This window comes from Tabrizicola sp. (assembly GCF_041913445.1).
Lineage (GTDB): Bacteria > Pseudomonadota > Alphaproteobacteria > Rhodobacterales > Rhodobacteraceae > Tabrizicola.
In genome coordinates, this window is the sequence record NZ_JAYSFG010000016.1 from 1 (window position 1) to 25,835 (window position 25,835).

Here is a 25,835-nt window from a genome sequence, read left to right on the forward strand (position 1 = left end):
CGCGCCCACTGTGACTGCTCCCCGGGGGTTTCACACCCCCGGACCCCCGTGGGATATTTGTGCAAATGTGAAAGGGGACTCGGCTGAAGCGTCAGGAGGTGAGCCGCGAACTGCGCGCTTCTTGCGCCTATTGCAGCGCCTTCAGGCTGTCGGCCTCGTCCTTGCCGATCCGGTAGTGGCCGGTCATCGGGAAGGCGAAGAGGATGTCCTCTTCCTTGGCCCCCGCGCCGATGTTGTGCAGGATCAGCGGCACGCCCGCCTCGGTCCGTCGGTCGGAGACGATGCCTATGTGGTCGAGGTTGCCGGGCAGTTTCCAGGTGATGATGTCGCCGGGAAGGTAGGGGGTCGGCCCTTCGTCCAGCGGCACCTCGGCCCCGATGCGGGCGAAGAGCGTCTGCAGGTTCGGCACCCGGCGGTGGTCGATGTTGCGGTCCGTCGTCGTCAGGCCCCACAGCGCGGGGTAGGCGTCGAAGGCAGCTTTCATGTCCCGGTTCACGGCCAGCTGCAGGTCGATCCCCCAGGCGTCGCGCAGGGCGCGGATCACCACGTCGGTGCAGACGCCCCGGTCGCGGGGAATGTCGCCGCCCGGAAACTCCAGTGCGACATAGGCCGGGTCGTAGGTCACCGTGACCCCCACCTGGTCCCGCGCGGCGGCGGTCAGGCGCGACGGCTCGGACCCCGCGAAGGCGGGCGCCGCAAGCACCAAGGAGAGGATGAGGGGCAGGGAACGCATGGGCGGAATCATGCCCTGTTCACGCCCGCGTGGGTAGTCCGGATTTCCCGTGATCCGGACGGGCTGGCACCTTTCCGCCGGCGCCGGTAAGAGTTCCGTGATGGCTGTTACACTCACCTCCCTCGCCGATCTTGCAACGCATGGCTTCGATGACATCATCGACGTCCGCGCGCCGGCGGAATTTGCCGAGGATCACCTGCCCGGCGCGATCTCGCTTCCTGTGCTGGACGACGAGGAACGGGCGCGGGTGGGGACGATCTACAAGCAGGTCTCGCCCTTTTCCGCCCGCAAGATCGGTGCGGCGCTGGTAGCGAAGAACGCCGCGGCCCATCTGCAGGGGCCCTTGGCCGACAAGCCGGGGGGCTGGCGGCCCTTGGTCTATTGCTGGCGGGGCGGGCAGCGGTCGGGGTCCTTTGCGACGATCCTGGGCCAGATCGGCTGGCGGGTGGAGACGCTGGTGGGCGGCTACAAGACCTGGCGCGGGCTGGTGGTGCGTGAGGTTTATGACACTCCGGTCAGGGCGCCGGTGGTGGTGCTGGACGGGAACACCGGCTCGGCCAAGACCGAGGTGCTGAACCTTCTGCCGCGCTTCGGGGTGCAGGTGATCGACCTTGAGGGCCTGGCGCGGCATCGCGGCTCGCTGTTCGGCAATGTCGGGCCGCAGCCGTCGCAGAAGGCCTTCGAGGGGGCCTTGGCGCTGACGCTGGCGCAGCTGGACCCGACGCGGCCGGTGGTGGTCGAGGCGGAAAGCTCCAAGATCGGCAACTGCCGCCTGCCGCCGGAAATCTGGAAGGCGATGGTGGCCGCGCCCCGGGTGGCGATCGCCGCGCCGCGGGGTGCGCGGGCGGAATACTTGGCGCGGGCCTATGCCGACCTGACCTGCAACGCGGACCGGCTGGCGGCCACGGTGGGGCTTCTGAAGCCGATGCATGCGGCCGAGGTGATGGAGGAATGGCTGGCCCTGGCCGCTTCCGGCCAGCACGCGGCCTTGGCCGACAGCCTGATGGAGCGGCATTATGACCCGCGCTATGGCAAGCACCGGGCGCGGATGGCCTTGCCGTTTCAAGAGGTTGCGGCCCCCGACCTGCGGCCCGAGGCCCTGCCGGGTATCGCGGAAGCCGTGGCCCAGGCGGTGAAGCGGCTGGCCTGAGCTCTGGCCTCATTGGGCCGGATATGGCAGAATGTTCTTCCTTTGTTCTTACCCCGAGTCGCTGCCATGCCCTTCGTCGAGCTTTCGGCGCTGACGAATTTCACCTTCCTCACCGGGGCCTCGCACCCCGAGGAAATGGTGTTGCGCGCGGCCGAGATGGGGATGGACGCGATCGCGGTGGCCGATGTGAACTCGGTCGCGGGGATCGTGCGGGCGCATACCAAGTGCCGCGAGCTGGCGCGGGATGGCGGGCCGAAGGTGCGGCTGATCCCGGCGGCGCGAGTGGTGCTGGCGGACGGGTTCCAGGTGACCTGCCTGCCGCGCGACCGGGCGGGGTGGGGGCGGCTGTGTCGCCTCTTGAGCCTCGGCCGGCTGCGCGCGGTGAAGGGGGAGTGTCGGCTGGAGCTGGCCGATGTGCTGGAGTGGGGCGAGGGGATGGAGCTTCTGGTCCTGCCCCCCGACCAGCGCCTGACATTGGCCGCAGTGGGCGAGGTCATGGAGGGGCGGCTGTGGAAGGGCCATGTCCAGAAGCTGGTGGCCCGGTTTCCCGGCCAGGTGAGCCTGGGGATGGCTCCCCGCTATGATGGGCAGGACACGGCGCGGTTCCAGCGGTTGTCCCGGGTGGCGGCGGCGTTGGGGGTGCCCACGGTGGCCACGGCGCTGCCGTTCCTGCATCACGGGCGGCGGCGGCGGCTGGCGGATGTGCTGACGGCGATCCGGCTGGGGGTGCCGGTCGACAAGCTGGGCCGGAAGGCCTTGCCGAACAACGAGGGGCGGCTGCGGAGCGAGGGCGAGATGCTGCGGCTGTTTGCCGGGCACGAGGCGGCGGTGGCTCGGGCGGGTGAGGTCGCGGCGCGGGCGGCTTTTTCGCTGGACGAGTTGCAGTATGAATATCCGTCGGAGGTGACGGGTGGGGAGACGGCCTCGGAGCGGCTCGCCCGGCTGGCCGAGGCGGGGCTGCACTGGCGCTATCCCGAGGGCGTGCCGGACCGGGTGCGGGCGCAGATGGCGCATGAACTCGCCCTAATCGGGAAGCTGCGGTATGAGCCCTATTTCCTGACCGTCCATGACATCGTCGACTTCGCCCGCAAGCGCGGGATCCTCTGCCAGGGGCGAGGGTCGGCGGCGAACTCGGTCGTGTGCTATGCGCTGGGGGTGACCTCCGTCAGCCCTGAGATCGGGACGATGGTCTTTGAGCGCTTCATCAGCGAGGCGCGGAACGAGCCGCCGGACATCGACGTCGACTTCGAGCACGAGCGGCGCGAAGAGGTGATCCAGCATATCTACGAGAAATACGGCCGCCACCGGGCGGGCCTCTGCGCGACGGTGATCCACTACCGCGGCAAGCGGGCGGTGCGGGAGGTGGGGCGGGCGATGGGCCTCAGCGAGGATACGCTGGCCGCCATGTCCAGCCAGATCTGGGGCTGGGGCGGGCCGGGGGCGGTGACGGAGACTCGGCTGAAGGAGATCGGGCTGGACCCGACGGACCACCGGCTGACCCAGACCATGCAGCTGATCGACGAGATCCAGGGGTTTCCCCGGCACCTTTCCCAGCACGTCGGCGGGTTCATCATCACGGAAGGCCGGCTGGATGAGCTCTGCCCGGTGGAGAACGCCACGATGGAGGACCGGACGGTCATCCCCTGGGACAAGGACGACATCGACACGCTGAAGATCCTGAAGGTGGATATCCTTGCGCTGGGGATGCTGAGCTGCATCCGCAAGGCGTTTGACCTGCTGGAGAAACACCACCACCAGCGCTTCACCCTGGCCACCTTGCCGCCCGAGGACCCGGAGACTTACCGGATGCTCTGCCGGGCGGACTCGCTGGGCGTGTTCCAGGTGGAATCACGCGCCCAGATGAACTTCCTGCCGCGGATGAAGCCCAAGTGCTTCTACGACCTGGTGATCCAGGTGGCGATCATCCGGCCGGGGCCGATCCAGGGGGACATGGTGCACCCTTTCCTCCGCCGCCGGAACGGGCAGGAGCAGGTGAGTTTCCCCTCGGACGAGCTGGGCCGGGTCTTGGGCAAGACGCTGGGGGTGCCGCTCTTTCAGGAACAGGCGATGCAGATTGCCATCGTGGGGGCCGGGTTCACCCCAGACGAGGCGGACCGGCTGCGGCGGTCGCTGGCGACGTTCAAGAAGCACGGGAATGTCAGCGAATTCAGCGACCGCTTCATCGGGGGCATGCTGGCGCGGGGCTATGACGAGGACTTTGCCCGCCGCTGTTTTGCGCAGATCGAGGGGTTCGGGAGTTACGGCTTCCCCGAAAGCCATGCGGCGAGCTTCGCGCTCCTCGTCTACGCCTCGGCCTGGGTCAAGCGCCACCACCCCGGCATCTTCGCCTGCGCGCTTCTCAACTCGCAGCCGATGGGCTTCTACGCCCCTGCCCAGATCGTGCGCGACGCGCGGGAACATGGCGTCATCGTGCTGCCGCCCTGCATCCAGGCGAGCCATTGGGACAACCGGATGGAATGGCTGGACCGGGCGGGGCGGTCGCCGGAACTCGCGTTGCGGCTGGGGTTCCGGCAGATCAAGGGCATCGCCGAGGAGGAGGCGCGCTGGATCACCGGGGCGCGGGGAAACGGGTATCAGACCGTGGAAGATGTCTGGCGCCGCGCCGGGGTCGGTCCCGCGACGCTGAGCCGCCTGGCCGAGGCGGATGCCTTCGCCGCGCTGGGCCTGTCGCGCCGCGATGCGCTTTGGGCGGCGGCAGCGCTGGTGAAGGACGAGCCGCTGCCCTTGTTCGCCACGGACATGGAGGGCGAGGGGATCGTGGAACCCGCCGTCCGCTTCCGCGAGATGACGCTGGGCGAGGCGGTGGTCGAGGATTACGTGGCGATGCGCCTGACGCTAAGGGCCCATCCGATGGCGCTTCTCCGCCCCGTGCTGGACGCTGCCTGAATCGGGGGAGCCGTCGCAGGGGGCATCGAACCCCCTGCGACGGCGCATCCGCGGGACAGCAGGACACCGCAACATCTTGGGGATAACGGGGCAGGTATCGGCCATATGCGGGGGCTTCGGGTTGACTCCTGTGCCCCCCGGCGGGAACATCATCCACCCGACTCGGAAAGTGACCCCTTGCGCCTGACCCGCCTGCGCCTCAACGGCTTCAAAAGCTTCGTCGACCCCACGGATCTGGTGATCCACGAGGGGCTGACCGGCGTTGTCGGCCCCAATGGCTGCGGCAAGTCGAACCTGCTGGAGGCGCTCCGCTGGGTCATGGGCGAAAACCGCCCCTCGGCCATGCGCGGTGGCGGGATGGAGGACGTGATCTTCAACGGTGCTGCCACGCGCGGTGCCCGCCACTTCGCCGAGGTCGCCCTCGTCATCGACAACCAGGACCGCCTCGCGCCCTCCGGCTTCAACGATAGCGACCAGATCGAGATCGTCCGCCGCATCACCCGCGACGCGGGCAGCGCCTATCGCTGCAACTCCAAAGACGTCCGCGCCCGCGACGTGCAGATGCTGTTTGCCGATGCCTCGACCGGCTCGCATTCCCCGGCGCTGGTGCGGCAGGGGCAGATTTCCGAACTGATCAACGCCAAGCCCAAATCCCGCCGCCGCATCCTTGAGGAAGCCGCCGGGATCTCTGGCCTTTACGCCCGCCGGCATGAAGCGGAACTGAAGCTTTCCGGTGCCGAACAGAACCTGACCCGCGTCGATGACGCGCTGGAGCAGCTGGCGCAACAACTGTCGGTCCTCACCCGACAGGCCAAGCAGGCCGCCCGCTACCGCGAGATTTCCGAGGAATTGCGGAAGTCGGAAGGCATGCTCCTCTGGCGGCGCTGGCGCGAGGCTGACGAGGCGCGGAACCAGGCCGAAGGCGCCTTGCGCGAACGCCTGATCGCCCAGCACCAGGCCGAAGCCGCCGCCCGTGCCTCCGGCAAGGCCCGCGAAGCCGCCGAAGACGCGCTGCCCCCAAAGCGCGAGGAGGAGGCCATTGCGTCAGCCATCCTTCAGCGTTTGGTCCTGCAACGCGATGCATTGGGCGACCAGGAGGCCCGGGCGCTTGCCCAGATTGACGCGCTGAAGGGCCGGATCGACCAGCTGACCCGCGACATGGAGCGCGAGGCAGGCCTGAACCGCGACGCCGGGGAGGTGATCGAGCGGCTGGAATGTGAGATCGAACAGCTCGCCCGTGCCCATGATGGGCATGAGGAGAAGCTGGCCGAGGCCGTCGAAGCCGCCCGCGAAGCCGCTGCCGTGCTGGGCGAACGCGAGGCTGCGCTTTCGGAACTGACCGAAGACGCCGCCCGCCTTGCCGCCCGGCACCAGTCGACCCAGCGGATGCTGGCCGACACCCGCTCGGTCCTCGACCGGGCCGAGGATCAGGCCGCCACCGCCCGCGAAGCCGTCGCCGCCGCCGCCGGTGCGCTGGAAGCAGCAGGTGAGGCCTTCGAGGCCGCCGAAGAGGCCCAGGAAGCCGCCCTCGCTGAAGGCGAAGCGACCGAAGCCGCCTTGGAAGCCGCCGAAGCCGCCCGCGCCGAGACCCAGACCCGCGAGGCCGACGCCCGCGCCGCCCGCTCCTCGGCCGAAGGCGAGGCCTCGGCGCTGCGCGCGGAAGTCGCGGCCCTCGCGCGCCTGGTCGAACGGGAGTCGCAGGCGGGGCATCAGCTTCTTGACCGCCTGGAAGTTGAACCTGGCTTCGAAAAGGCTCTCGGCGCGGCGCTCTCCGACGACCTCCGCGCCCCGGAAGTGGCTGCCGACGCCCGCTCTGGCTGGGCCGTCCTTGCGCCTTATGCCGAGGCCCAAGCCCTTCCCGCCGGGGCAGAACCCCTGACCGGGCATGTAAAGGCCCCCGCCGTCCTCAGCCGCCGCCTGTCGCAGATCGGCCTTGTCACCCGCGACCAGGGCTTCCAGCTTCAGCCGCAGCTTCGCCCCGGCCAGCGCCTCGTCTCCATCGAGGGCGACCTCTGGCGCTGGGATGGCTTCCGCGCCGGGGCCGAGGATGCCCCCTCCGCCGCCGCCCTGCGCCTGCAGCAGCTCAACCGCCTCGTCCAGCTGAAGCGCGACCTCGAAGACGTCGCCGCCCGCGCCGACGGCGCCCGGCAGGCCCACGAAGCCCTGCAGGCACGCCTGTCAGAACTGGCAACGGCCGACCAACGCGCCCGCGACGCCCGCCGCGCCGCCGACGCTCGCCTGGCTGAGGCCAACCGTGCCCTGGCCCGCGCCGAAGCCGACCGCTCCATCGCCGGGGGCAAGCTTGAAGCTGCAAAGCTGGCCGTCAGCCGCTTCGAGGACGAAGCCATGGCCGCCCGCGCGCGGCTGAAAGAAGCGGAGGCGGCGGTGGCCGACCTTGGCGACCTCGACGCCGCCCGTGGGGCGGTGGAGGCCGCGAAGATCACCGTCGAAGCCGCCCGCATCACCATGATGACCCGCCGCTCGGCCCAGGACGAAGTCCGCCGCGAGGGCGAGGCGCGCACCCGCCGCCGTCAGGAAGCGACCAAGGAGCTTTCCGGCTGGAAGCACCGCCTGGAAACCGCCTCGCGCCGGACCGAGGAGCTGACCGAACGCCGGACCGAGACCGAGGAGGAGCTGGCCGAGGCGATGCTTGCCCCGGAGGAAATCGCCGCCAAACGCGACGAGTTGGTGGACGCCATCGCCGAGGCCGAAGAGCGCCGCCGCAAGGCCGCCGATGCCCTGGCCGAAGCCGAAGGTGCCCTGCGCGATGCCGCCATGGCCGAACGTGAGGCCGAACGCCTGGCCGGTGAGGCCCGCGAATCCCGCGCCCGCGCCGAAGCCCGCCTCGATGCCGCCCGCGAAGGCGTGGCACTGGCCGCCGAGCGTATCGCCGAGGAGGACGACCGCACGCCGGATGAGCTGCTGACGTCCCTGCGGACGGACCCCGACAAGATGCCCGACGCCGAGACGCTGGACCACGACGTCAGCCGCCTGAAACGCCAGCGCGAGGCCCTGGGCGCCGTGAACCTGCGGGCCGAAGAGGACGCCAAGGCGGTCGAGACGGAATACGAAACGCTCGCGGCCGAAAAGTCCGACCTTGAGGAGGCGATCAAGAAACTCCGCGCCGGGATCGCGGGCTTGAACAAGGAGGGCCGGGAACGCCTGCTGACCGCCTTCGAACAGGTCAACGCAAACTTCTCCACCCTCTTCACCCACCTTTTCGGCGGCGGCGAGGCGCGGCTGGTCCTGGTCGAGTCCGACGACCCGCTGGAGGCTGGGCTGGAGATCCTCTGCCAACCCCCCGGCAAGAAGCTTGCGACCCTCAGCCTCCTCTCCGGCGGCGAACAGACCCTTACCGCGCTCGCGCTCATCTTCGGCGTCTTCCTCGCCAACCCCGCGCCGATCTGCGTCCTGGACGAAGTCGACGCCCCCCTGGACGACGCCAACGTCACCCGCTTCTGCGACCTTCTGGACGAGATGACCCGCCGCACCGAGACGCGCTTCCTCATCATCACGCACCACGCCGTGACCATGGCCCGGATGGACCGCCTGTTCGGCGTGACGATGCAGGAACAGGGGGTCAGCCAGCTTGTCAGCGTGGACCTCAAGAAAGCCGAGGCGCTGGTCGCGTAAGCGCCGTTCCGAGCCGTCGTTCCCCCTCGCCGATAACCGGCGGGTGCGCTTGGTTAACCTGCTGGAAATCAGAATCAGGCAGAACGGGTCGTGAACAAACGCCTGGAGCACCCCATGCACAGCCTGATTACCGTCGCAACGATTCTGACCCTGTTCGCCCTGTCGGATGGATCCCTTGTGATCGACGTTCCGGCATTGTCGCAGCCCACGATCAACCGCGGCGTCGACTGACAGCCGATGGCCGAAACGGCCAAGGTGATGGCGAAAACCAACGGCTTCCTGCAGCAGTTCGGGCCTAGAACAGGCCCAGAAGCAGGAGAACCGCCGTGCGCTATTCCGGATTTCGGGTCATTGCCGAGGCACTCACCGGCCACAAGGGCTGGAAACCCGTCTGGCGCGACCCCACACCCCAGGCCGAATACGACTACATCATCATCGGCGGGGGTGGCCACGGGCTGGCCACTGCCTATTACCTCGCCAAGGAATTCGGCCAGGCCCGGATCGCGGTGCTGGAAAAGGGCTACCTCGGCGGCGGCAACGTGGGCCGGAACACCACGATCATCCGGTCGAACTACCTGCTCGACGGGAACGAACCTTTCTACGAATTCTCGCTGAAGCTCTGGGAGGGCCTGGAGCAGGACTTCAACTACAACGCCATGGTCAGCCAGCGCGGGATCATCAACCTGATCCACACCGACGCGCAGCGCGACGCGGCCACAAGGCGCGGCAATGCGATGATCATGCATGGCGCGGATGCGCGGCTTCTGTCCCGCGACGAGGTCCGCCAGATGTACCCCTGGCTCAACTTCGACAACGCCCGCTTCCCGATCAAGGGCGCGCTGATGCAGCCGCGCGGCGGTACGGTGCGGCACGACGCGGTGGCCTGGGGCTATGCGCGCGGCGCGGACCAGCGCGGCGTCGACCTGATCCAGAACTGCGAAGTCACCGGGATGCGGATCGAGAACGGCCGCATCAAGGGCGTGGAAACGACCCGTGGCTACATCGGCGCGAAGAAGGTCGGCGTGGCCGTCGCGGGGTCGTCCTCCAAGGTCATGGCCCATGCCGGGATGCGCCTGCCCATTGAAAGCCACGTGTTGCAAGCCTTCGTCTCCGAGGGCCTGAAGCCCCTGATCGACGGCGTCATGACCTTCGGCGCCGGGCACTTCTACGTCAGCCAGTCCGACAAGGGCGGCCTCGTCTTCGGCGGCGACATCGACGGCTACAACTCCTACGCCCAACGCGGCAACCTGCCGGTGATCGAGGACGTGGCCGAGGGCGGCATGGCCCTGATGCCCGCCATCGGGCGCGTGCGGCTGCTGCGGACCTGGGGCGGGATCATGGACATGTCGATGGACGGCTCGCCCTTCATCGACAAGACCCATGTCGAGGGCCTCTATTTCAACGGCGGCTGGTGCTACGGCGGGTTCAAGGCGACCCCGGCCTCGGGCTGGTGCTTCGCGCACCTGATGGCCAAGGACGAGCCGCACAAGACCGCGACGGCCTATCGCCTCGACCGCTTCCGCAAGGGCCTGACGATCGACGAAAAGGGCCAGGGCGCCCAGCCGAACCTGCATTGACGGAATAAGCGAATGATCATTCACCATCCGATCCTCGGCCCCCGCGACGCGCAGGAATTCGTCTATCTTGGCGATGCCTCCCTCATCGACCGCCCTGATGGCATGACCGCCGGTGTCGAGGAATTCCACGAATATCTCTATCAGCGGACCAACCCGGCCGGCGAACACCAGGAGCTCTGGTACCACGAGCAGGGCGACCGCTCCTGGCTGGTCGTCACCCGCAACACCGTCACGCATGAGATCACCAAGGTCGAACTGGCGCGGGATGTCGCGCGGGCACGGGGGCGCACGAAATGAGCCAATCCAACCGCATCACGGGCGGCCAGATCGACCGCAGCAAGACTCTCCGCTTCACCTTCGACGGCATCCCCTACCAGGGCCATCCGGGCGACACGCTGGCCTCGGCGCTGCTGGCCAACGGCGTCCGCCTGATGGGCCGCAGCTTCAAGTACCACCGCCCGCGCGGGCCGATCTCCTCGGGCTCGGAAGAACCGAACGCCATCGTCGAACTGCGCACCGGCGGGCGGCAGGAGCCGAACACCCGCGCCACGGTGGCCGAATTGTTCGACGGCCTGACGGCGAACAGCCAGAACCGCTGGCCCTCCCTCCGCTTCGACGCGATGGGGATCAACGACAAGCTGTCGACCTTCTTCGCGGCCGGGTTCTACTACAAGACCTTCATGTGGCCCAAGTCCTTCTGGGAAAAGCTTTATGAGCCGATCATCCGCCGCGCTGCGGGCCTTGGCTCGGTCACCCGCGAGGAGGACCCGGACGATTACGACAAGGGTTTCCTGCACTGCGACCTCCTGGTCATCGGGGCCGGTCCCACGGGCCTGATGGCCGCCCTGACCGCAGGTCGGGCAGGCAAGCGGGTCATCCTGGCGGATGAGGATTTCCGCATGGGCGGCCGTCTCAATGCCGAGACCTATGCCATCGGCAACACCTCCGGCGCGGACTGGGCCGACGCCACCGTGGCCGAACTTGCGACCCTGCCCAACGTTCGCCTGATGACCCGCACCACGGTCATCGGGGCCTTCGACCACGGCATCTACGGCGCGGTCGAGCGGGTCTCCGACCACCTGCCCACCCCCGCCAAGGGCAAGCCCCGCCAGGTCCTCTGGCGCATCTATGCGGGGAAGGCGATTCTCGCAGGCGGTGCCACCGAACGCCCCATCGCGTTTGAAAACAACGACCGTCCCGGCATCATGATGGCCGGCGCGCTGCGGGCCTATGCCAACCGCTGGGGCGTTGCCGTGGGGCAGCGTGTTGCGGTCTTCACCAACAATGACGACGGCATCCGTACCGCGCTGGACCTGAAGGCCAAGGGCGTCGATGTGGTGGCCGTGATCGACAGCCGCCAGGGTGGCGATCTCCTCCCCGGCGTTCGCCACCTGCAGGGGGCCGAGGTCATCGACACCTCCGGCAAGCTGGGCCTGACCTCGATCACCGTGCGCCAGGCGAACGGTCGTTCGGAAACCATCGCCGTCGATGCCCTTGGCGTGTCGGGTGGCTGGAACCCGAATGTGAACATCCACTCACATCACCGCTCCCGCCCCGTCTACGACGCCGCCATCGCGGCCTTCGTCCCCGGCCCGGAAGGGCCTCCCGGCCTTCTCGTCGCTGGTGCCGCTGCGGGACATATGTCCACCCACGCGGCTCTCAAGACCGGCCGCGACGCCGCCATCGCAGCGCTGGACCTCGGCTCCGCCCCCGACCTCCCGCAGGCCGAGGATGCGCCGGTCCGCATCTCGCCGCTCTGGTACGTCCACCACGGCAAAGGCCGCGCCTGGGTCGATCAGCAGAACGACGTGACCGTCAAGGACGTGAAGCTCGCGAAGCAGGAGAACTTCACCTCCGTCGAGCACCTGAAGCGCTACACCACGCTTGGCATGGCGACCGACCAGGGCAAGACCTCGAACGTCATCGGCCTCGCCATCATGGCCGAGCTGACCGGCCGCTCGATCCCCGAGACCGGCACCACGATCTACCGCCCGCCCTACACCCCCGTCGCGATGGGGGCGCTTGCCGGACGCTCAAGGGGCAAGGAATTCAAACCCTTCCGCCTCACCCCCAGCCACCACTGGGCCAAGGAACAGGGCGCGATCTTCGTCGAGGTCGGCAACTGGCTGCGCACCCAATGGGTCCCGAAGGCGGGCGAAACGGAATGGCGGCAGTCGGTCGACCGTGAGGTCCTGGCGACCCGCAAATCCGTCGGCATCTGCGACGTGACCACGCTCGGCAAGATCGACATCCAGGGCACCGATGCCGGGGCCTTCCTCGACAAGGTCTACGCCAACACCTTCTCCACCCTCGCCGTCGGCAAGTGCCGCTACGGGCTGATGCTGCGCGAGGACGGGATCGTCTTCGACGACGGCACCACCGCGCGGATGGGCGAGAACGAATATGTCATGACCACCACCACGGCCAACGCCGTGACGGTGTTCCGGCACCTGGAATTCTGCCGCCAATGCCTCTGGCCCGAGATGGACGTCCAGCTCATTTCCACCACCGAGGCCTGGGCGCAGTTCTCGGTCGCGGGTCCCAACGCGCGGAAACTGCTGGAAAAAGTCGTCGACCAGGACATCTCCGACGCCGCCTTCCCCTACATGGGCGCCGGTAACATCACCGTCTGTGGCGGCCTACGGGCACGGCTGTTCCGGATCAGCTTCTCCGGCGAACTCGCCTATGAGATCGCCGTCCCCACCCGCTACGGCGACGCGCTCCTGCGCGAGATGCTGGCGCGCGGCAAGGAGTTCGCCCCCATCGTCTACGGCACCGAGGCCCTGGGCGTCATGCGGATCGAAAAGGGCCACGTCGCGGGCGGCGAGCTCAACGGCCAGTCCACCGCTATGAACATGGGCCTTGGCAAGATGGTGTCGAAGAAGAAGGACTCCATCGGCATGGTCCTGTCCCAGCGCGAGGGGATGACCGCCGAGAACGGCTACCGCCTCGTCGGCGTCAAGCCGGTGAACCCCAACGGCAAGCTGACCGCCGGCTCCCACTTCCTGGAAAAGGGCGCGGCGCCCGTGGCGGCGAACGACGGCGGCTGGCTGACCTCGAAGGTCTACTCGCCGCACCTCGGCTGCGACATCGCGCTTGGCTACCTCAAGGGGGGCGACAAGAAGATCGGCCAGCGGATGCGGATCGTGAACCTGCTCGCCGGTCTGGAAACCGAGGTCGAGATCATCTCGCCCCACATGTTCGACCCGGAAGGAGAACGCCTCCGTGGCTAGCCTGCAGCCCCTCACCGCGCTGGGTAAGCGCGAAGCAACGACCGTCACCCACGGGCCGCTGACCATCAGCGAACGCAGCGAAGTTGCCCTCGCCTCGGTCGCCGCCCGCAAAGGGCGCGCACAAGACCTCTCCGCCGCCGCGCAGAAGGCGGGCGTGCCGCTTCCCGGCCCCGCCAGCTACCAGCCGGGCACCCCATACTCGGCATTCTGGGTCGCGCCCGAAATGTGGTTCGTCGAGGCCCCCTACGCCACCCACGAACTCGTCGCGGACATGCTGAAGTCGGCGCTTGGCGACGCGGCCAGCATCACCGAACAGACCGACGCCTGGGTCGCCTTCGACCTTTCGGCCGACGACCTGACGCCCCTTCTCGAACGGCTCTGCAACGCGGATTACGCAACCCGCCCAACCGGTTACGCCACCCGCACCGTGATGGAGCACCTCGGCGTGTACCTGATCAAGCACGGCCCCGGTGCGGCCCGCCTCTACGGCCCCCGGTCCAGCGCCGAAAGCCTGCTCCACGCCCTCGAGACGGCCGCACATTCGGTCTGGTAGCAATTGCTTGACAGAATGTTTCCCTGTAGTGAAACCTTTCGTATTGGTTTCACTTGGGGATAGTTGCCCATGTCTGACGGTATCGTCCATTCAACGCTTCCGCGCGGCAAGCCTGCCTTCGACCAGGATCCGCACCGCGTCCGCGAGATCACCGAGCGCAACCTCGAAGCCGCCATCGGCCGTGAGGTCCGGAACTTCCGCCGCCAGCAGGGCATGACCGTGGCGGACCTGGCCAATGTCACCGGCCTCTCCATCGGGATGCTCTCGAAGATCGAGAACGGCAACACCTCGCCCTCGCTGACCACCCTTCAGGTTCTCAGCCACGCCTTCTCGGTCCCCGTCACCGCCTTCTTCCGCAGCTACGAGGAACGGCGCGAGGCGCAGCACGTCCGCGCCGGGGAGCACGTCGAAATCGAACGCCGCGGCACCCGCGCCGGGCACCAGTACAACCTTCTGGGGCACATCGGCTCGAACAATTCCGGCGTCGTGGTCGAACCTTACATCATCACGCTGACTACCGAATCCGACACCTTCCCGGCCTTCCAGCACGAGGGCCTGGAACTCCTCTACATGCTGGAGGGTGAGGTCGACTACCGCCACGGCGACGCCGTCTACCCGCTGAAACCCGGCGACAGCCTGTTCTTCGACGCCGACTCCCCGCACGGGCCGGAGACGCTGGTGAAGCTCCCGGCGCGGTATCTCTCGGTGATCGCCTACCCTCAGGGCTGAGGCTTCGGCGCCTCGGGGTTAACCATCTCGACCTCGAAGAAGATCTGCACTTCGTCGCCGACGCCCATCTCGCTGCCCGGCTCCGGGATGCCGAAGTCGATCCCGAAGTCCGACCGCTTGATCACCGTCTCCAGCGAAAACCCGGCCCGCGCGCCCATCGGGTCCAGCGGCATATGCCCCCAGCCGCCGTTGTAGCTGGCCTTCCAGGTGACCGGCTTCGTCACCCCGTTCAGCGTCATGTCTCCCGTGACGTCGGCCGTAGTCTCCCCCGTCAGCGCCACCTTGGTCGAGACGAACGTCGCCTCCGGATGCGCCGGAGCGTTCAGCAAATCCTCGCCGGAGACGATCTCGTTGAAATTGTAGTCCGTGGCGGGGTTGTGCGTCTCCAGCGACCGCAGGTCCACCGTGGCCGTCACCGACATCGCCTCCGGATGCTCCGGATCGAACTGCAAGGTCGCGTCCACCTTGGTGAACAGCGCCATGTATTTCGAGAAGCCCAGGTGATCGACGATGAACCACAGTCGCGTATGCGCCGGGTCGGGTCGGTAGGTCCCGGCTGGCGGCGAGCCGAGGTCCATCTCCTCCTGCGCCAGGGCGGGGGTGGCCAAGAAGGCCATAAGAATCAGCGTGCGCAGCATGGGGCGCCTCCATCGGGAAAGGTTAGCAGATTAGCTAACCAAATTCCCCCGGTCAACCCGTTGCGGCCCCCGCTGGGCGGACTTAGGCTTGAGCCGAAAAGGGCAGGGGGCGAGAATGGGAATGGTCGAAGACCTCACGGCGGCAGTGGGCGCGGCGAACGTCCTGACCGGCCCCGACATGGCCCGCTACGCCCGCGACTGGATGGGCCGCTACGAAGGCCAACCGGTGGCCGTCGTCCGCCCCGCTTCCACCGAGGAGGTCGCCGCTTGCGTCAAGATTGCTGCGCAGCATTCCGTGCCCGTGGTCCCGATCTCCGGCAACACCGGCCTCGTCGGCGGCACCATGACGAGGGGTGGCCTCCTCCTCACCCTCGAACGGATGAACCGCATCCGCGACCTCAAGCCCGTCGCGAAACTGGTCATCGCCGAGGCCGGCGTCATCCTCACCCGCCTCCACGAAGCCGCTGAAAAGGAAGGGCTTTACTTCCCCCTCTGGTTCGGCGCCCGGGGGTCGGCCATGCTGGGCGGGGTACTCTCCACCAATGCCGGGGGCTCCAACGTCCTCCGCTACGGCTCCACCCGCGGGCTCTGTCTCGGCCTCGAAGTCGTCCTCCCCGACGGCCGCGTGTTGAACCTGATGTCAGAGCTTCACAAGGACAACTCCGGCTATGACCTGAAAAACCTTTTCATTGGGGCGGAAGGTACCCTCGGCATCATCACCGCCGCCGTGATGAAGCTGGTCCCCGCACCACGCGCCCACGCAACCGCCACCCTCGCCGCCCGTTCGCTGCCCGACGCTCTCACCCTTCTCAACCGCATGCAGGAAGCCACCGGCGGCCGCGTCGAGGCCTTCGAGTTCATGCCCCGCACCTACTCCGAACGCCTCCGCGAAGCCCGCCCCGACCTCGGCCTTCCGTTCGATCCCATCCCCGAAGTCACCATCCTGATCGAGGCCGCCACCACCGTCCCCTCCGAAGCCATCCCCGACCAGAACGGCGACATCCCCCTCGTCCTCAAACTTGAAACCATCCTGGCCGAGATGATGGACCAAGGCCTCATCACCGACGCCATCCTCGCCCGCAGCGAACAGCAGCGCCGCGCGATGTGGGCCCGCCGCGAAGCCGCCGCCGAGATCGGCGTGGGCCTTCACCCCGAGGTCGATACCGACGTCTGCCTCCCCCTCGACAAGGTCGACACCTTCCTCACCCGGGCCATCGCGAAACTCGAAACCCTCGACCCGGGAGCCCGCACCATCACCGTGGCCCACCTCGGCGACGGCAACCTCCACTTCACCGCCTACCCGACCCGCGACGACAAGGACCTCAAGGACCAGGTCCTAGAGGCCATCGAGGACGTCGTCGCCAACCTCGGCGGCAGCTTCTCCGCCGAACACGGCGTCGGCCTCTCCAAACTCCCCTCCATGCGCCGTAGGAAGGACCCCGTCGCTCTCGACGTCATGCGGACCCTCAAGCAAGCCCTCGACCCGCAGAACCTCATGAACCCCGGCAAGGTCATCCCCGGCTAACGCCCCACAAACCCTCACAGAACACCGCCCGACCTCCTTGCAGCCCCCGTGCGGCCGGAATACCCAAGCGCCATGTCCGCCATCCGCCTCTGCCTCACCGACCCGGCGCTGCGAGCTGCGGGCCTTGTCATGGCCCTGCAAGGCGCTGTCGTCTGCTCCTTCGGCCCCTATTTCTCCACTCTCGCCGTCCACTCCTTCGGCTTCGGCGACCATGGCTATGCCGTTCTCCTCGCGCTCTCCTCCCTGGTCTCCGTCTCCGCCTCCGTCATCGGCGGCATCCGCGCCGACCAGACCGCGAACCGCCGCCAGGTCACCCTGATCGCCGTCTCCTTCCTCCTCCTCGGCACCTTCCTGATGAGCGTCACGCCCGGCCCCTGGGTCTTCGCGCTCACCGCCGCGCTCCTGATACCCGTCAGCAGCATCACCTTCGGCCAGGTCTTCGCGCTCGCCCGCCTAGCCGCCACAAGCTATCCGCTCGACGACCGCGACGGCATCATGGCCGTCATCCGCGCCCTCTTCGCCGCGCCCTTCATCGTCGTCCTCCCCCTCTGGTCGCTGGCCTTCGCCGCCGGAGCGCAAGTCACCCTGATCTTCCCCGTCGCGCTCCTCCTGACCGCCGCCATGCTGATCGCCGTGCTCCGCCTCTGGCCCGCTGACGGCAGTACCCCCTGGGAGGATCGCCCCTCTGGCCTCACCTTCCGCGCCGCCTTGTCCGAGATGGGCCACCCCCGCATCGCCGCCCGCGTCATTGCCCTGGGGGCCGTCTTCAGCGCCTCCACCGTCTACATGGCGATCATCTCGCTGGTCATGGTGCCCGAGATCGGCCGCGGGACCCAGGACGTCGCCCTTTACGTGGGCCTCGTGGCGGGCCTCGAAGTCCCCTTCATGCTCCTGATCCCCAGCCTGACCCGAGGCATCCCCCGCACCCGCCTGATCCTGATGGGGGCCGCGCTCTACTGCATCCACGTGGCTCTCCTCCCCGTCCTCGCCGCGACGCCCTTCGTCTGGCTCCTCGTCCTCCCCGCCGCTATCGGAGGCGCCGTGACCCTCACCGTCCCCATCGCCTACCTGCAGGACCTGTTGTCCGACCGGCCCGGGGCAGGGGCCTCGCTCATGGCGGTCCAGCGGCTCGCCGGAGACGCCACCGCCGCCACCTGCTTTGCCCTCGGCACCACGCTGGCCGGTTACGGAACCGTGGCCCTGCTGGGGGTCGCCGCCTCGCTGATCGGAGCTACCGCCCTCTGGGCCGCCGACCGTCGCTGATTTCTGCGCAGCGAAACCGCAGCGATGCTGCGACGAATGCTGCGCAGCAACCCTGAAAATCCAGTGACTTAGTCTCCGGAAACCGTCCGCAACTCCAGCGTCAGGATCGAAGGCCCCGGACCCGTCTCCTCCGCATCATCGGTCAAGGCCACCGCCCCCCGCGTCGTTTCCCCAAACCCTGCCTCCGCCAGCGCCTCCCCAAAGGCCGAGCCACCCAACGACCGCGTCGTATCCAGCGCATCCTGCGCCAGATAGCTCAGGTCCTCCACTGGGCTCTGCTGCTTGGCCGGGGTCACCACCACCAGCATCCGCTCCTGCCCCAGCACGTCGGCCGAGATCTTGAACAGCCCCTTCTTCAGCTCGTCCCCCGGCTGCAACCGGCCACTGAACCAATGGCTGATCGACCAGTCCGCCCCGATGTAAAGGACATTCACGTCCACCGGCCCCTCGCCGTTGTTCTTCGCCAGCACATGCACCTCGTCATCCGGCACCAGCGTCGGGACCGGGGCGAAGGGCAGGGGGCGCAGCGTCCGGTCCTCGGGCGTCCGCGTCAGCAGCTCCACCTCCACCTCCGGGTTCGACGCCCCCACTGCGCCCGCCAGCTTCAACAGGTTCTGCGCCCGCGCCATCGTGGTCAGCGTATCGGCCAGCACCGCCGCCAGTTCCGCCCCATCCTTGTCGCCCGTCGAGACCGAAGGCGTCGCCTCCAGGTCCTCCGCCAGCCCCGTCGAGGGCAGCACCCAGATCGCATCCGGGCGCGGGCTCTCCGGCAGCACCGCCAGCCGCAGGTCCGCCTCCTGATCCGCCGCCACGAAGTTCAGCCGAGGCCCCGCCGCCGCCTGCAACTCCCCAAGTGCGGCCAACAAAGCATCCGCCGGGGCGGACCCCGCCACCGGCAGCGCCACGGTCAGCGTGAAGTCCAGCCCCGTGTCCAGCTTCCGCAGCGTAACACCCTTCGGCAGTTCCGCCGGTAGGACGTTCCCATCCTTCTCCACCGCCCGACCCGTGGCCGAAAACGTCTCCACCGAGGTCAACTCCACATACCCCAGCGCCTCATCATCCGCCGCAGCCGCCGACCCCATCACCGCCAGCACGTCCCCCACGGCCAACCCATGCAGCTCCCCCGCCGGGATCACGAACCCCGCCTCAGACACCTCCGCCGCCCATTGCGACACCCGCGCGCCGCCATCGCCGCCGAACACCACCTGATCCAGGTCGCCCTCGAACAGCGGCGTCGACTTCGCCAGGTTCCTCACCGCATAGCGCCGCAGCACTTCCTGCCCGACCTGCCCGTAGGTCGCGTTCGGGTATTCCGCCAGCACCTCCATCAGCGTCCAGGTGAACACCCCCTGCGGCTTCCGCCCCGGCTTGCCCTTGGGCAGGTTCTTCTCCGGCGTCACCTCGTTGGTCTGCGCCGCGAAGAAGGCCACGAAGGACCCATCGCCGCTCCCCCCATCGAACGGAGGCTCCGTCGCCCTCGGGTCCACCGACCGGCTGACCTCCACCCCGTCCGGGTCGATCCCCAGCGCCTCCGGCGGGAGCTGGCGCACCCGCACGTCGTCCGTCTCGACCGCCCGCGTCGCCGTGCCCGAATGGCAGCTGTCAAACACCGCCCAGACATTCGCGCCCTTGGCCCTGAGGGCGTCGATCAGCGCCCCGATCTCGTCATCGACCAGCGCGTTCTGCACCTCGCCCACCTGGTTCGACCAGGGTCCGATGTCCACCGGCAGGAACAGCTCGTCCAGCCCATCCAGTTCGGTCGCCGGGTCCAGGGCAGGGGCCTGCGTCCCATGGCCGGAGAAATGCAGGTAGACGAAGTCCCCCGCCTCGACCTTCGCCGTGAGCTCCGCAAATGCCCCCCGGATCGCGGCCAAGGTCGGCGTCCCAGCCCCCGCCACGCCATCCGACAGCACTGTGACATTGTCAGCCGCAAAGGCCACCGGAGCCTCGGTCGTCAGATACTGCGCCACCAGCTGCACATCGTTTGCTGGCCCCTTCAGCCACCAGCGCTCCTCCAGGCTGGGATACTGGTTCGCACCGATCAGCAGCGCATAATTCTCCCGCGCCAGGGCAGGAGCAGCCACCAGGCATAGCGCAATCGTGAAAAGTACTTTCATCAATTCGTCATCAACGCATAATCGGCCCCCACCGGGCCCTTGTTGTCCACCTTCAGCGTGAAGGTTCCCGCGCTCGCCGGGGTCCAGCCGCAATAGGCGATGTGGCTGATGTCCGTGTCCGAACAGACGAGCCGCCCCTTGTCGTCATAGATCGCGAGGTTGAGGTTCGTCGCGGCCTTCGCCTCGACGTAGACCTCGGCATATTCCCCGCCCCGGAACTCGATCGGCGGGTAGGTGTCGCCCTTCCCGTTCCCCAGTGACCCGATGTTGTAGACCGGGCCCGAGGCCACCCCCTTCAGCGTCTCGACCCGGGCGTCCTCGATCAGCCCGAGGACGATCTCGTCCCCTGCGGCGAGCCCGGCCGCGGCCTCCAGCATCTCGTCCCAGCCCATCGGAGCCCCCTGGCCTGCCACGCCGTCCACCGCCGTCCTCTCCCCTGCCACGGGGGCCAGGGTCTTGCGCAGCTTCGCCGCCGACAGGACCAGAAGCGGATCGCCCGCCTCGATCCCGGCCGCGTAAAGCCGCGCGGAAAGTTCGGCGATCTTCACCGGGGACGGCCCTTCGGCGAGGGCCGGCAGGGCAAGGGTCGCGATGGAAAAGCCAAGAAGGAAAGGGCGCATTGGAAAACTCGTCTGGTTCGGCATCGCCTGAAGATGCGGTGCGGGCTGCTGCCTGTAAATGCAGGAATTCCAGATGACAGCCTTTGTCACGTGCCCCGCGAGGATCCGCCCGCTAGCAATCCGGCAGCGAGGCAGAACAAGGGTTTCCCCATGCAGGTCAACCGGAAAAAGCGGCAAGGACCGCCCCCCGTCATCGAGGCGCTGGCGGCGCTTCTGGCCCTGGCGCTGATCGCCGTCCTAAGCCCCGCCAGCGCCGCGCCGCTTGATGACGCGATGGACAAGGTCTTCACCGTCCGGTCCAGCGACGCCGAGGACCGCTTCCTCGGTTCTGCCTTCGTCTGGGAGGGGGGCGAAGTTGCCGTCACCAATGCCCACGTCGTCGGCGACGCCGCAGAGGTCCGCCTGATCGACCGCCACGGCCTTGAGGTTACGGGCCTGGTCATCGCCCGCGACCCCGTCCGCGACGTCGCAGTGATCTCGCTGCCCAGCCGCACCGAGGGCCTGCCCCTTGCCGCCAGAACGCTTCAGCTCGGCGACGAAGTCTTCGCTCTCGGCGCGCCGCTGGGGATCGAGTTCACCCTGACCGAAGGCCGGATCTCCACCCTCGCCCGGCAGGTCGACGTCGCTGTCCCGATGCTTCTGCTGCAGCACGACGCTGCCGTGAACCCCGGCTCGTCCGGCGGCCCGCTCGTCGACCTCGACGGCCGCCTCGTCGGCATGAACTCCCGCATCGCCGACGGCAGCCGCATGTTCGTGGGCATTGCCTATGCCATCCCGACCCCAGAACTGACGCGTATCGTCCAGGGCCTGATCGAGGAAACGCTCCCCCCGTTCCCCACCCTCGGCCTCACCGCCCGCCCCGTCGACCGCCAGATCGCCGAGACCCTCGGCACCGAAGCCGAAGGCCTTCTCGTCGACGCCGTCGCCGCCGGCTCCCTTGCCGAAACTGCGGGCATCAAACCCGGCGACATCATCACTCAGGCCTCCGGCACGACCCTGACCCAGCCGGGAGACTTCGCCTTCGCCATCGAATCCGCGACCCTGGACGGCGCGGCCCATCTGACCCTGCTCCGCGCTGGCAAGGAATTGACCCTGACCCTCCCGCTTTCCATCGTCAGCGACAGGGGTCTTCGCACCCGCGAGGCGCCCCGTCTGCCAGCAGCCGTCACGTCCTACACCTTCGCCACACTTGGCGTGACGCTGGACGAAGGGGGCACCGTCACCGACCTGACGGCCAATTCCCCAGCGCTTCTTGCCGGGCTTGCGACGGGCGACCGTATCCTGGCCATCAATGGCATCCCGCAGGACCCCGCCACCTACGCGCTGTCCGCGCCTGTTCTTCTGCTGATCGAAGCGCCCGGGGGCGCGACCCGGCATATCCGCCTCGATCCTTGGCACGCCCCCGAAGGCGTCCGGCCTGTGGGCGGCGCAAATGTCCTTGACCCCGACGTAGTGGTGTTTTGAATGACCGCAATGGACCGCATCCTGATCATCGAGGACGACCCCGAGACTGCCGCCGCCATCCGGGCCGAGGCCGAAGCGCTGGGGTGCGACACCGACCACCGCGACACCCTTCCCGCCGGGATCGAGGCCGCCACCAGCGCCCCGTACAACGTGATCGTGCTGGACCGGATGCTTCCCGGGGGCGACGGGGTGGAAGCCATGGCCCGCATCCGCGCGGGCGGCTCCACCGCTCTCATCCTGATCCTCTCTGCCCTTGGCCGCGCCGCCAACCGCGTCGAGGGGCTGGAAAAGGGCGCCGACGACTACCTCCCCAAGCCCTTCGAGCCCGAAGAACTCCGCGCCCGCCTCCGCGCGCTGTTGCGAAGGGGCACGATCCAGGTCCTCGACAACGACCTGATGGCCTTCGGCGACCTGGAAATCCGCCTCAAGGCCCGCACCGTCCACGTGCGGCGCAGCCACGTGCCCACGAGTCCCAAGGAATTCGAGCTTCTGACCTATTTCGCGCGTAACGCAGGCCAGGTCGTCACCCGGATGCAGCTTCTGGAAAACGTCTGGAACCTGCATTTCGATCCCGGCACCAATGTCGTCGACGTCCATGTCGGCCGCCTGCGCCGCAAGCTGGAAGAGGCCGGGGCAATCGCGATCCAGACCGCCCGGGGCGAGGGTTACATCTTCGCCCCCCGCCCCGCGTGACGACCTCCAGACCCTTCGCCGCCAAGGCCACCCTGCGTCTTGCTGCGCTCATGGCTCTGGCCGTAACGATCCTGTCACTCGCCGCGATGGCCCTGCAGTACCGCCTGGTCGAGACCCGTCTGATGCAGGCTCAGCAGACCCTCCTCACCGCAGACCTGAATGGCCTCGCCGCGCTTTACGACCAGCGCCGGATCATCGCGCTGCGCCAGGCTATCGACGACCGCGCCACCGCCGCCACGGGGGATGAGATGTTCCTCCTCATGGACCGGAACGGCACCATCCTGGCTGGAACGCGGCAAGACTGGCCCGAAACCCTTGCCCCGGCAGGCCAGGGCTTCACCAGCGACGGTGCGGTGGAATTCATCGAAGGCGGCACGCGCTGGCTGGCCGTCGCCCGTGACCTGCCAGGAGGTTTTCCGCTTCTCGTCGCGCGCAGCCTGCAGCCGGTGGACGATACGCTCGCGGCCCTTGGACGCGGCATCCTTGGCCTTGTCGGAGCCCTCCTCGTCGCGGGGGCGCTGGTCGGCTGGCTTGCCGCGCGCTCGGTCATGGGCCGGATCAACCGGATCAATGCGCTGGCTGACCGCGTGGCCGACGGCCAACTCGACGCCCGCCTTCCCGGCCCCCGCTCTGACGACGAATTCGGCCTTCTGGAGACCCATGTCCACGCGATGCTGGACCGGATCCAGAACCTCAACCGCGCCACGCACCGTCTGTCCGACACCATCGCGCATGAGCTTCGCACCCCCCTGAACCGGATGCTGCAGAAGCTTGCCCGGATCGCAGGCCAGGAGGACCTGACCGCCGACCTTCGGGCCGAGATGCGCCAGGCCATCCGCATGTTCGACAGCCTTCTCGACATCTCCCGCGCCGAGGCCGACCAGGGCACCGGCGGTGGCCTTGTCCCCGTCGACCTTTCCACCACCGCCGCCGAAGTCTGGGAGCTTTACGACCCCCTGGCCGAGGACAAGGGCCTGGTCACCGAAGCCCACATCACCCCCGGCCTGCAAATCCTTGGCGACCGCAACCTGATCGCCCAGGTCCTGTCGAACCTCCTCGACAACGCCATCAAGTACTGCGCCGCCGGGGACCAACTGACCCTCACCCTCATCCCTGAAGGCGACCGCATCCTGATGCGCGTCGCCGACACCGGCCCCGGTCTGCCCGAGGATCTGAAGGCCCAGGCCTTCGACCGCTTCACCCGGGCCGAGCGGGACCGGAGCACGCCCGGCCACGGCCTGGGCCTGGCGCTTGTCCGCGCCATCGCCGCCCGCCACGGTGCCCGCCTTGCGCTTCCCGACGGCCCGAAGGGTTTCGCGCTTGAAATCCGCTGGCCAAGGTTGCAGCAATCGGACTGACAACCCGGGAAGCCCCATGCGCCGCGCCCTTCTGCCCCTTCTGATCCTGCTTGGCTGCGCCCCGTGGAACCAGCCGCAGAACGTGGCGCTGGAAGGCGAAAACGCCGCGCTGTCCACCCCTGCCGCGGGCGACGGAGAGCTGTATGTCGGCCTTGCCTTCTCGGGCGGCGGAATGCGGGCCACGGCCTTCGCCTATGGGATGCTGCAGGAACTGCAGGCGGCGGGGGTCGAGACCGGCCGCCCGGACGGCCTGCTGGACGAAGTCCGCCTGGTCTCGGGCGTCTCTGGCGGGTCAGTGATGGCGGCGCAGCTTGGGCTTTACGGCCCGTCCGGAATCGACGGCTTCCGCGAGCGCTTCCTGATCACCGACGCCGAGGCCTACATGACCACCTCGGGTTTCAACCCTCTGACGATCATCAAGGGCGTCGCCGGGGGCGTGAATGGTCGCGATACCTTTGGCCGCTATCTGGACGACACGCTCTTCAAGGGCGCGACCTTCGCCGACCTTCGCCGCTCGCGGATCAAGACCTGGATCAACGCCACTGACATGGCGAACAACACGCCCTTCCTGTTCAGCCCGGAAACCTTCGACGCCCTCTGCTCGGACCTCTCCAAGGTCAGACTATCCGAGGCCGTCGCCGCCTCGGCCGCCTTCCCGCTGGTCTTCACCCCCATCGTGCTCGAGGCCCACCAGGGCAAATGCACCTACCGCGAGCCCGACTGGCTGACGGCGGCCCGCTACAACCCCGAAGCCACCGCCGCCATGCGCGCCCATGCCAGGGCGCTGGAAAGCTACACCAACCCCAACGAGGTGAAATTCGTCAAACTCCTCGACGGCGGCATCACCGACAACTTCGGCACCACGGGCCTCGCCGTGGAACGCGCGCGGGCCCAGGTCCCCTATGCGCCCCTGACCGCCGAAGAGGCCGTGAAGCTGAAGCGGATGCTGTTCCTGGTGGCCAACGCCGGGGTGGACAAGGACTATGACTGGACCCGCCGCGTCGAAGGGCCGGGTGGCGTCAACCTCGCGATGTCCATCGCCACCTCCGCCATGGCCGCCGCTTCCCGCTCGGGCTACGATTCCATGCGGGGCGAGTTGCGGCTGTGGGAACGCGAGCTCATCGAATGGCGCTGCGCCCTGCCTTTGTCCGAGGTTCGCAAACTGCGCGGCAGCACCCAAGGCTGGGACTGCACGGACGTCAAGATTTTCGTCGGCGAGGCCAGCTTTGCCTCGCTTCCCAAGGACCAGCGCGACCGACTGGACGCCGTGCCGACCCGCCTCAAGCTCCCCGAGGCGCAGGTGGACATGGTCATCGAGGCCGGACGCCTTGCCACCCGCGCGACACCCGAGTTCAACGGCTTCCTCGCCTCGCTCGCAGGCAACAACGTCGACGCGCGCATCCAGGAGGGCATCGCGGCCGGGGGGCGACGGGTCTTGCCGGTGCACTGACACCTGCCTTTCATACTGGACCAAATATCCCCGCCGGAGGCGCCTCCGAGCCGCTTTGCGTCTTTCACGCAAAGCGGTGAGACAAAGCCGTGCGCGCAAGCGCTCGATTTGAAAGCCACCCGAACCACGGACGATGACAAATCCCGTCACCCGGCTTCCCCTACTTGTTCCACATCGCGCGGCGGGTAATCT

At 68.0% G+C, this 25,835-nt stretch carries 18 protein-coding genes; 14 read left to right on the plus strand and 4 right to left on the minus strand.

Annotated features, from left to right (window positions below; translation table 11 throughout):
- Window positions 1-127 precede the first annotated feature (127 nt).
- Entirely contained in the window at window positions 128-733 is a 606-nt protein-coding gene (locus ACE3Q6_RS16125; protein ID WP_374434518.1) for a DUF1287 domain-containing protein, read from the minus strand.
- Window positions 734-833: 100 nt separating this feature from the next.
- Here ACE3Q6_RS16125 and mnmH point away from each other — a divergent pair, with 100 nt between their 5' ends.
- The 8 genes from mnmH to ACE3Q6_RS16165 all read left to right on the plus strand — a co-directional run bounded on the left by mnmH (window position 834) and on the right by ACE3Q6_RS16165 (window position 14,515).
- Window positions 834-1,883: a tRNA 2-selenouridine(34) synthase MnmH gene (gene mnmH / locus ACE3Q6_RS16130; RefSeq protein ID WP_374434521.1), complete on the plus strand. Its 1,050-nt coding sequence runs from the start codon at window positions 834-836 to the stop codon at window positions 1,881-1,883.
- A gap of 66 nt (window positions 1,884-1,949) precedes the next feature.
- On the plus strand, window positions 1,950-4,790 hold the full coding sequence (locus ACE3Q6_RS16135; RefSeq protein ID WP_374434523.1) for an error-prone DNA polymerase: 2,841 nt from the start codon (window positions 1,950-1,952) through the stop codon (window positions 4,788-4,790).
- Between the two features lie 177 nt (window positions 4,791-4,967).
- Entirely contained in the window at window positions 4,968-8,423 is a 3,456-nt protein-coding gene (gene smc, locus ACE3Q6_RS16140; protein ID WP_374434526.1) for a chromosome segregation protein SMC, read from the plus strand.
- Window positions 8,424-8,749: 326 nt separating this feature from the next.
- A complete protein-coding gene (locus ACE3Q6_RS16145) occupies window positions 8,750-10,000 on the plus strand; it encodes a sarcosine oxidase subunit beta family protein (RefSeq protein WP_374434528.1) in 1,251 nt (416 codons plus the stop codon).
- Between the two features lie 12 nt (window positions 10,001-10,012).
- Complete coding sequence (locus ACE3Q6_RS16150) at window positions 10,013-10,297, plus strand: sarcosine oxidase subunit delta (protein WP_374434530.1); 285 nt, start codon at window positions 10,013-10,015, stop codon at window positions 10,295-10,297.
- Window positions 10,294-13,233 (plus strand): sarcosine oxidase subunit alpha family protein, encoded by a 2,940-nt coding sequence (locus tag ACE3Q6_RS16155; protein ID WP_374434532.1) that lies wholly within the window; start codon window positions 10,294-10,296, stop codon window positions 13,231-13,233. Before ACE3Q6_RS16150 ends, ACE3Q6_RS16155 begins: the two co-directional genes overlap by 4 nt.
- A complete protein-coding gene (locus tag ACE3Q6_RS16160; RefSeq protein WP_374434534.1) occupies window positions 13,226-13,786 on the plus strand; it encodes a sarcosine oxidase subunit gamma in 561 nt (186 codons plus the stop codon). The genes ACE3Q6_RS16155 and ACE3Q6_RS16160 overlap by 8 nt, the downstream gene beginning before the upstream one ends.
- A gap of 69 nt (window positions 13,787-13,855) precedes the next feature.
- Complete coding sequence (locus ACE3Q6_RS16165; protein ID WP_374434536.1) at window positions 13,856-14,515, plus strand: helix-turn-helix domain-containing protein; 660 nt, start codon at window positions 13,856-13,858, stop codon at window positions 14,513-14,515.
- Here ACE3Q6_RS16165 and ACE3Q6_RS16170 read toward each other — a convergent pair.
- The gene (locus tag ACE3Q6_RS16170) at window positions 14,506-15,153 is read right to left on the minus strand and encodes a YceI family protein (protein ID WP_374434538.1); all 648 of its coding nucleotides are present in this window, start codon (window positions 15,151-15,153) and stop codon (window positions 14,506-14,508) included. The two genes, ACE3Q6_RS16165 and ACE3Q6_RS16170, sit on opposite strands and share 10 nt — an antisense overlap.
- 115 nt (window positions 15,154-15,268) lie before the next feature.
- Here ACE3Q6_RS16170 and ACE3Q6_RS16175 point away from each other — a divergent pair, with 115 nt between their 5' ends.
- Together ACE3Q6_RS16175 and ACE3Q6_RS16180 are read left to right on the plus strand one after the other, a co-directional pair.
- Window positions 15,269-16,678 (plus strand): FAD-binding oxidoreductase, encoded by a 1,410-nt coding sequence (locus ACE3Q6_RS16175; RefSeq protein ID WP_374434540.1) that lies wholly within the window; start codon window positions 15,269-15,271, stop codon window positions 16,676-16,678.
- Window positions 16,679-16,750: 72 nt separating this feature from the next.
- On the plus strand, window positions 16,751-17,941 hold the full coding sequence (locus ACE3Q6_RS16180) for an MFS transporter (RefSeq protein ID WP_374434542.1): 1,191 nt from the start codon (window positions 16,751-16,753) through the stop codon (window positions 17,939-17,941).
- 68 nt (window positions 17,942-18,009) lie between these two features.
- Here the strand turns inward: ACE3Q6_RS16180 and ACE3Q6_RS16185 are convergent, their stop codons facing one another.
- Complete coding sequence (locus ACE3Q6_RS16185) at window positions 18,010-20,058, minus strand: caspase domain-containing protein (protein ID WP_374434544.1); 2,049 nt, start codon at window positions 20,056-20,058, stop codon at window positions 18,010-18,012.
- Window positions 20,058-20,678, minus strand: coding sequence for a hypothetical protein (locus ACE3Q6_RS16190; protein ID WP_374434546.1), 621 nt, complete (start codon window positions 20,676-20,678; stop codon window positions 20,058-20,060). Before ACE3Q6_RS16190 ends, ACE3Q6_RS16185 begins: the two co-directional genes overlap by 1 nt.
- Window positions 20,679-20,828: 150 nt before the next feature.
- On the opposite strand from ACE3Q6_RS16190, the gene ACE3Q6_RS16195 reads away from it, so the two are divergent.
- The 4 genes from ACE3Q6_RS16195 to ACE3Q6_RS16210 are packed head-to-tail and all read left to right on the plus strand — an operon-like array spanning window position 20,829 to window position 25,643.
- On the plus strand, window positions 20,829-22,142 hold the full coding sequence (locus ACE3Q6_RS16195; RefSeq protein WP_374434548.1) for a trypsin-like peptidase domain-containing protein: 1,314 nt from the start codon (window positions 20,829-20,831) through the stop codon (window positions 22,140-22,142).
- Window positions 22,143-22,151: 9 nt separating this feature from the next.
- Complete coding sequence (locus ACE3Q6_RS16200) at window positions 22,152-22,835, plus strand: response regulator transcription factor (protein WP_374434551.1); 684 nt, start codon at window positions 22,152-22,154, stop codon at window positions 22,833-22,835.
- Between the two features lie 50 nt (window positions 22,836-22,885).
- On the plus strand, window positions 22,886-24,193 hold the full coding sequence (locus ACE3Q6_RS16205; RefSeq protein ID WP_374434554.1) for an ATP-binding protein: 1,308 nt from the start codon (window positions 22,886-22,888) through the stop codon (window positions 24,191-24,193).
- A gap of 16 nt (window positions 24,194-24,209) precedes the next feature.
- A complete protein-coding gene (locus ACE3Q6_RS16210) occupies window positions 24,210-25,643 on the plus strand; it encodes a patatin-like phospholipase family protein (RefSeq protein WP_374434557.1) in 1,434 nt (477 codons plus the stop codon).
- Window positions 25,644-25,835: the final 192 nt, after the last annotated feature.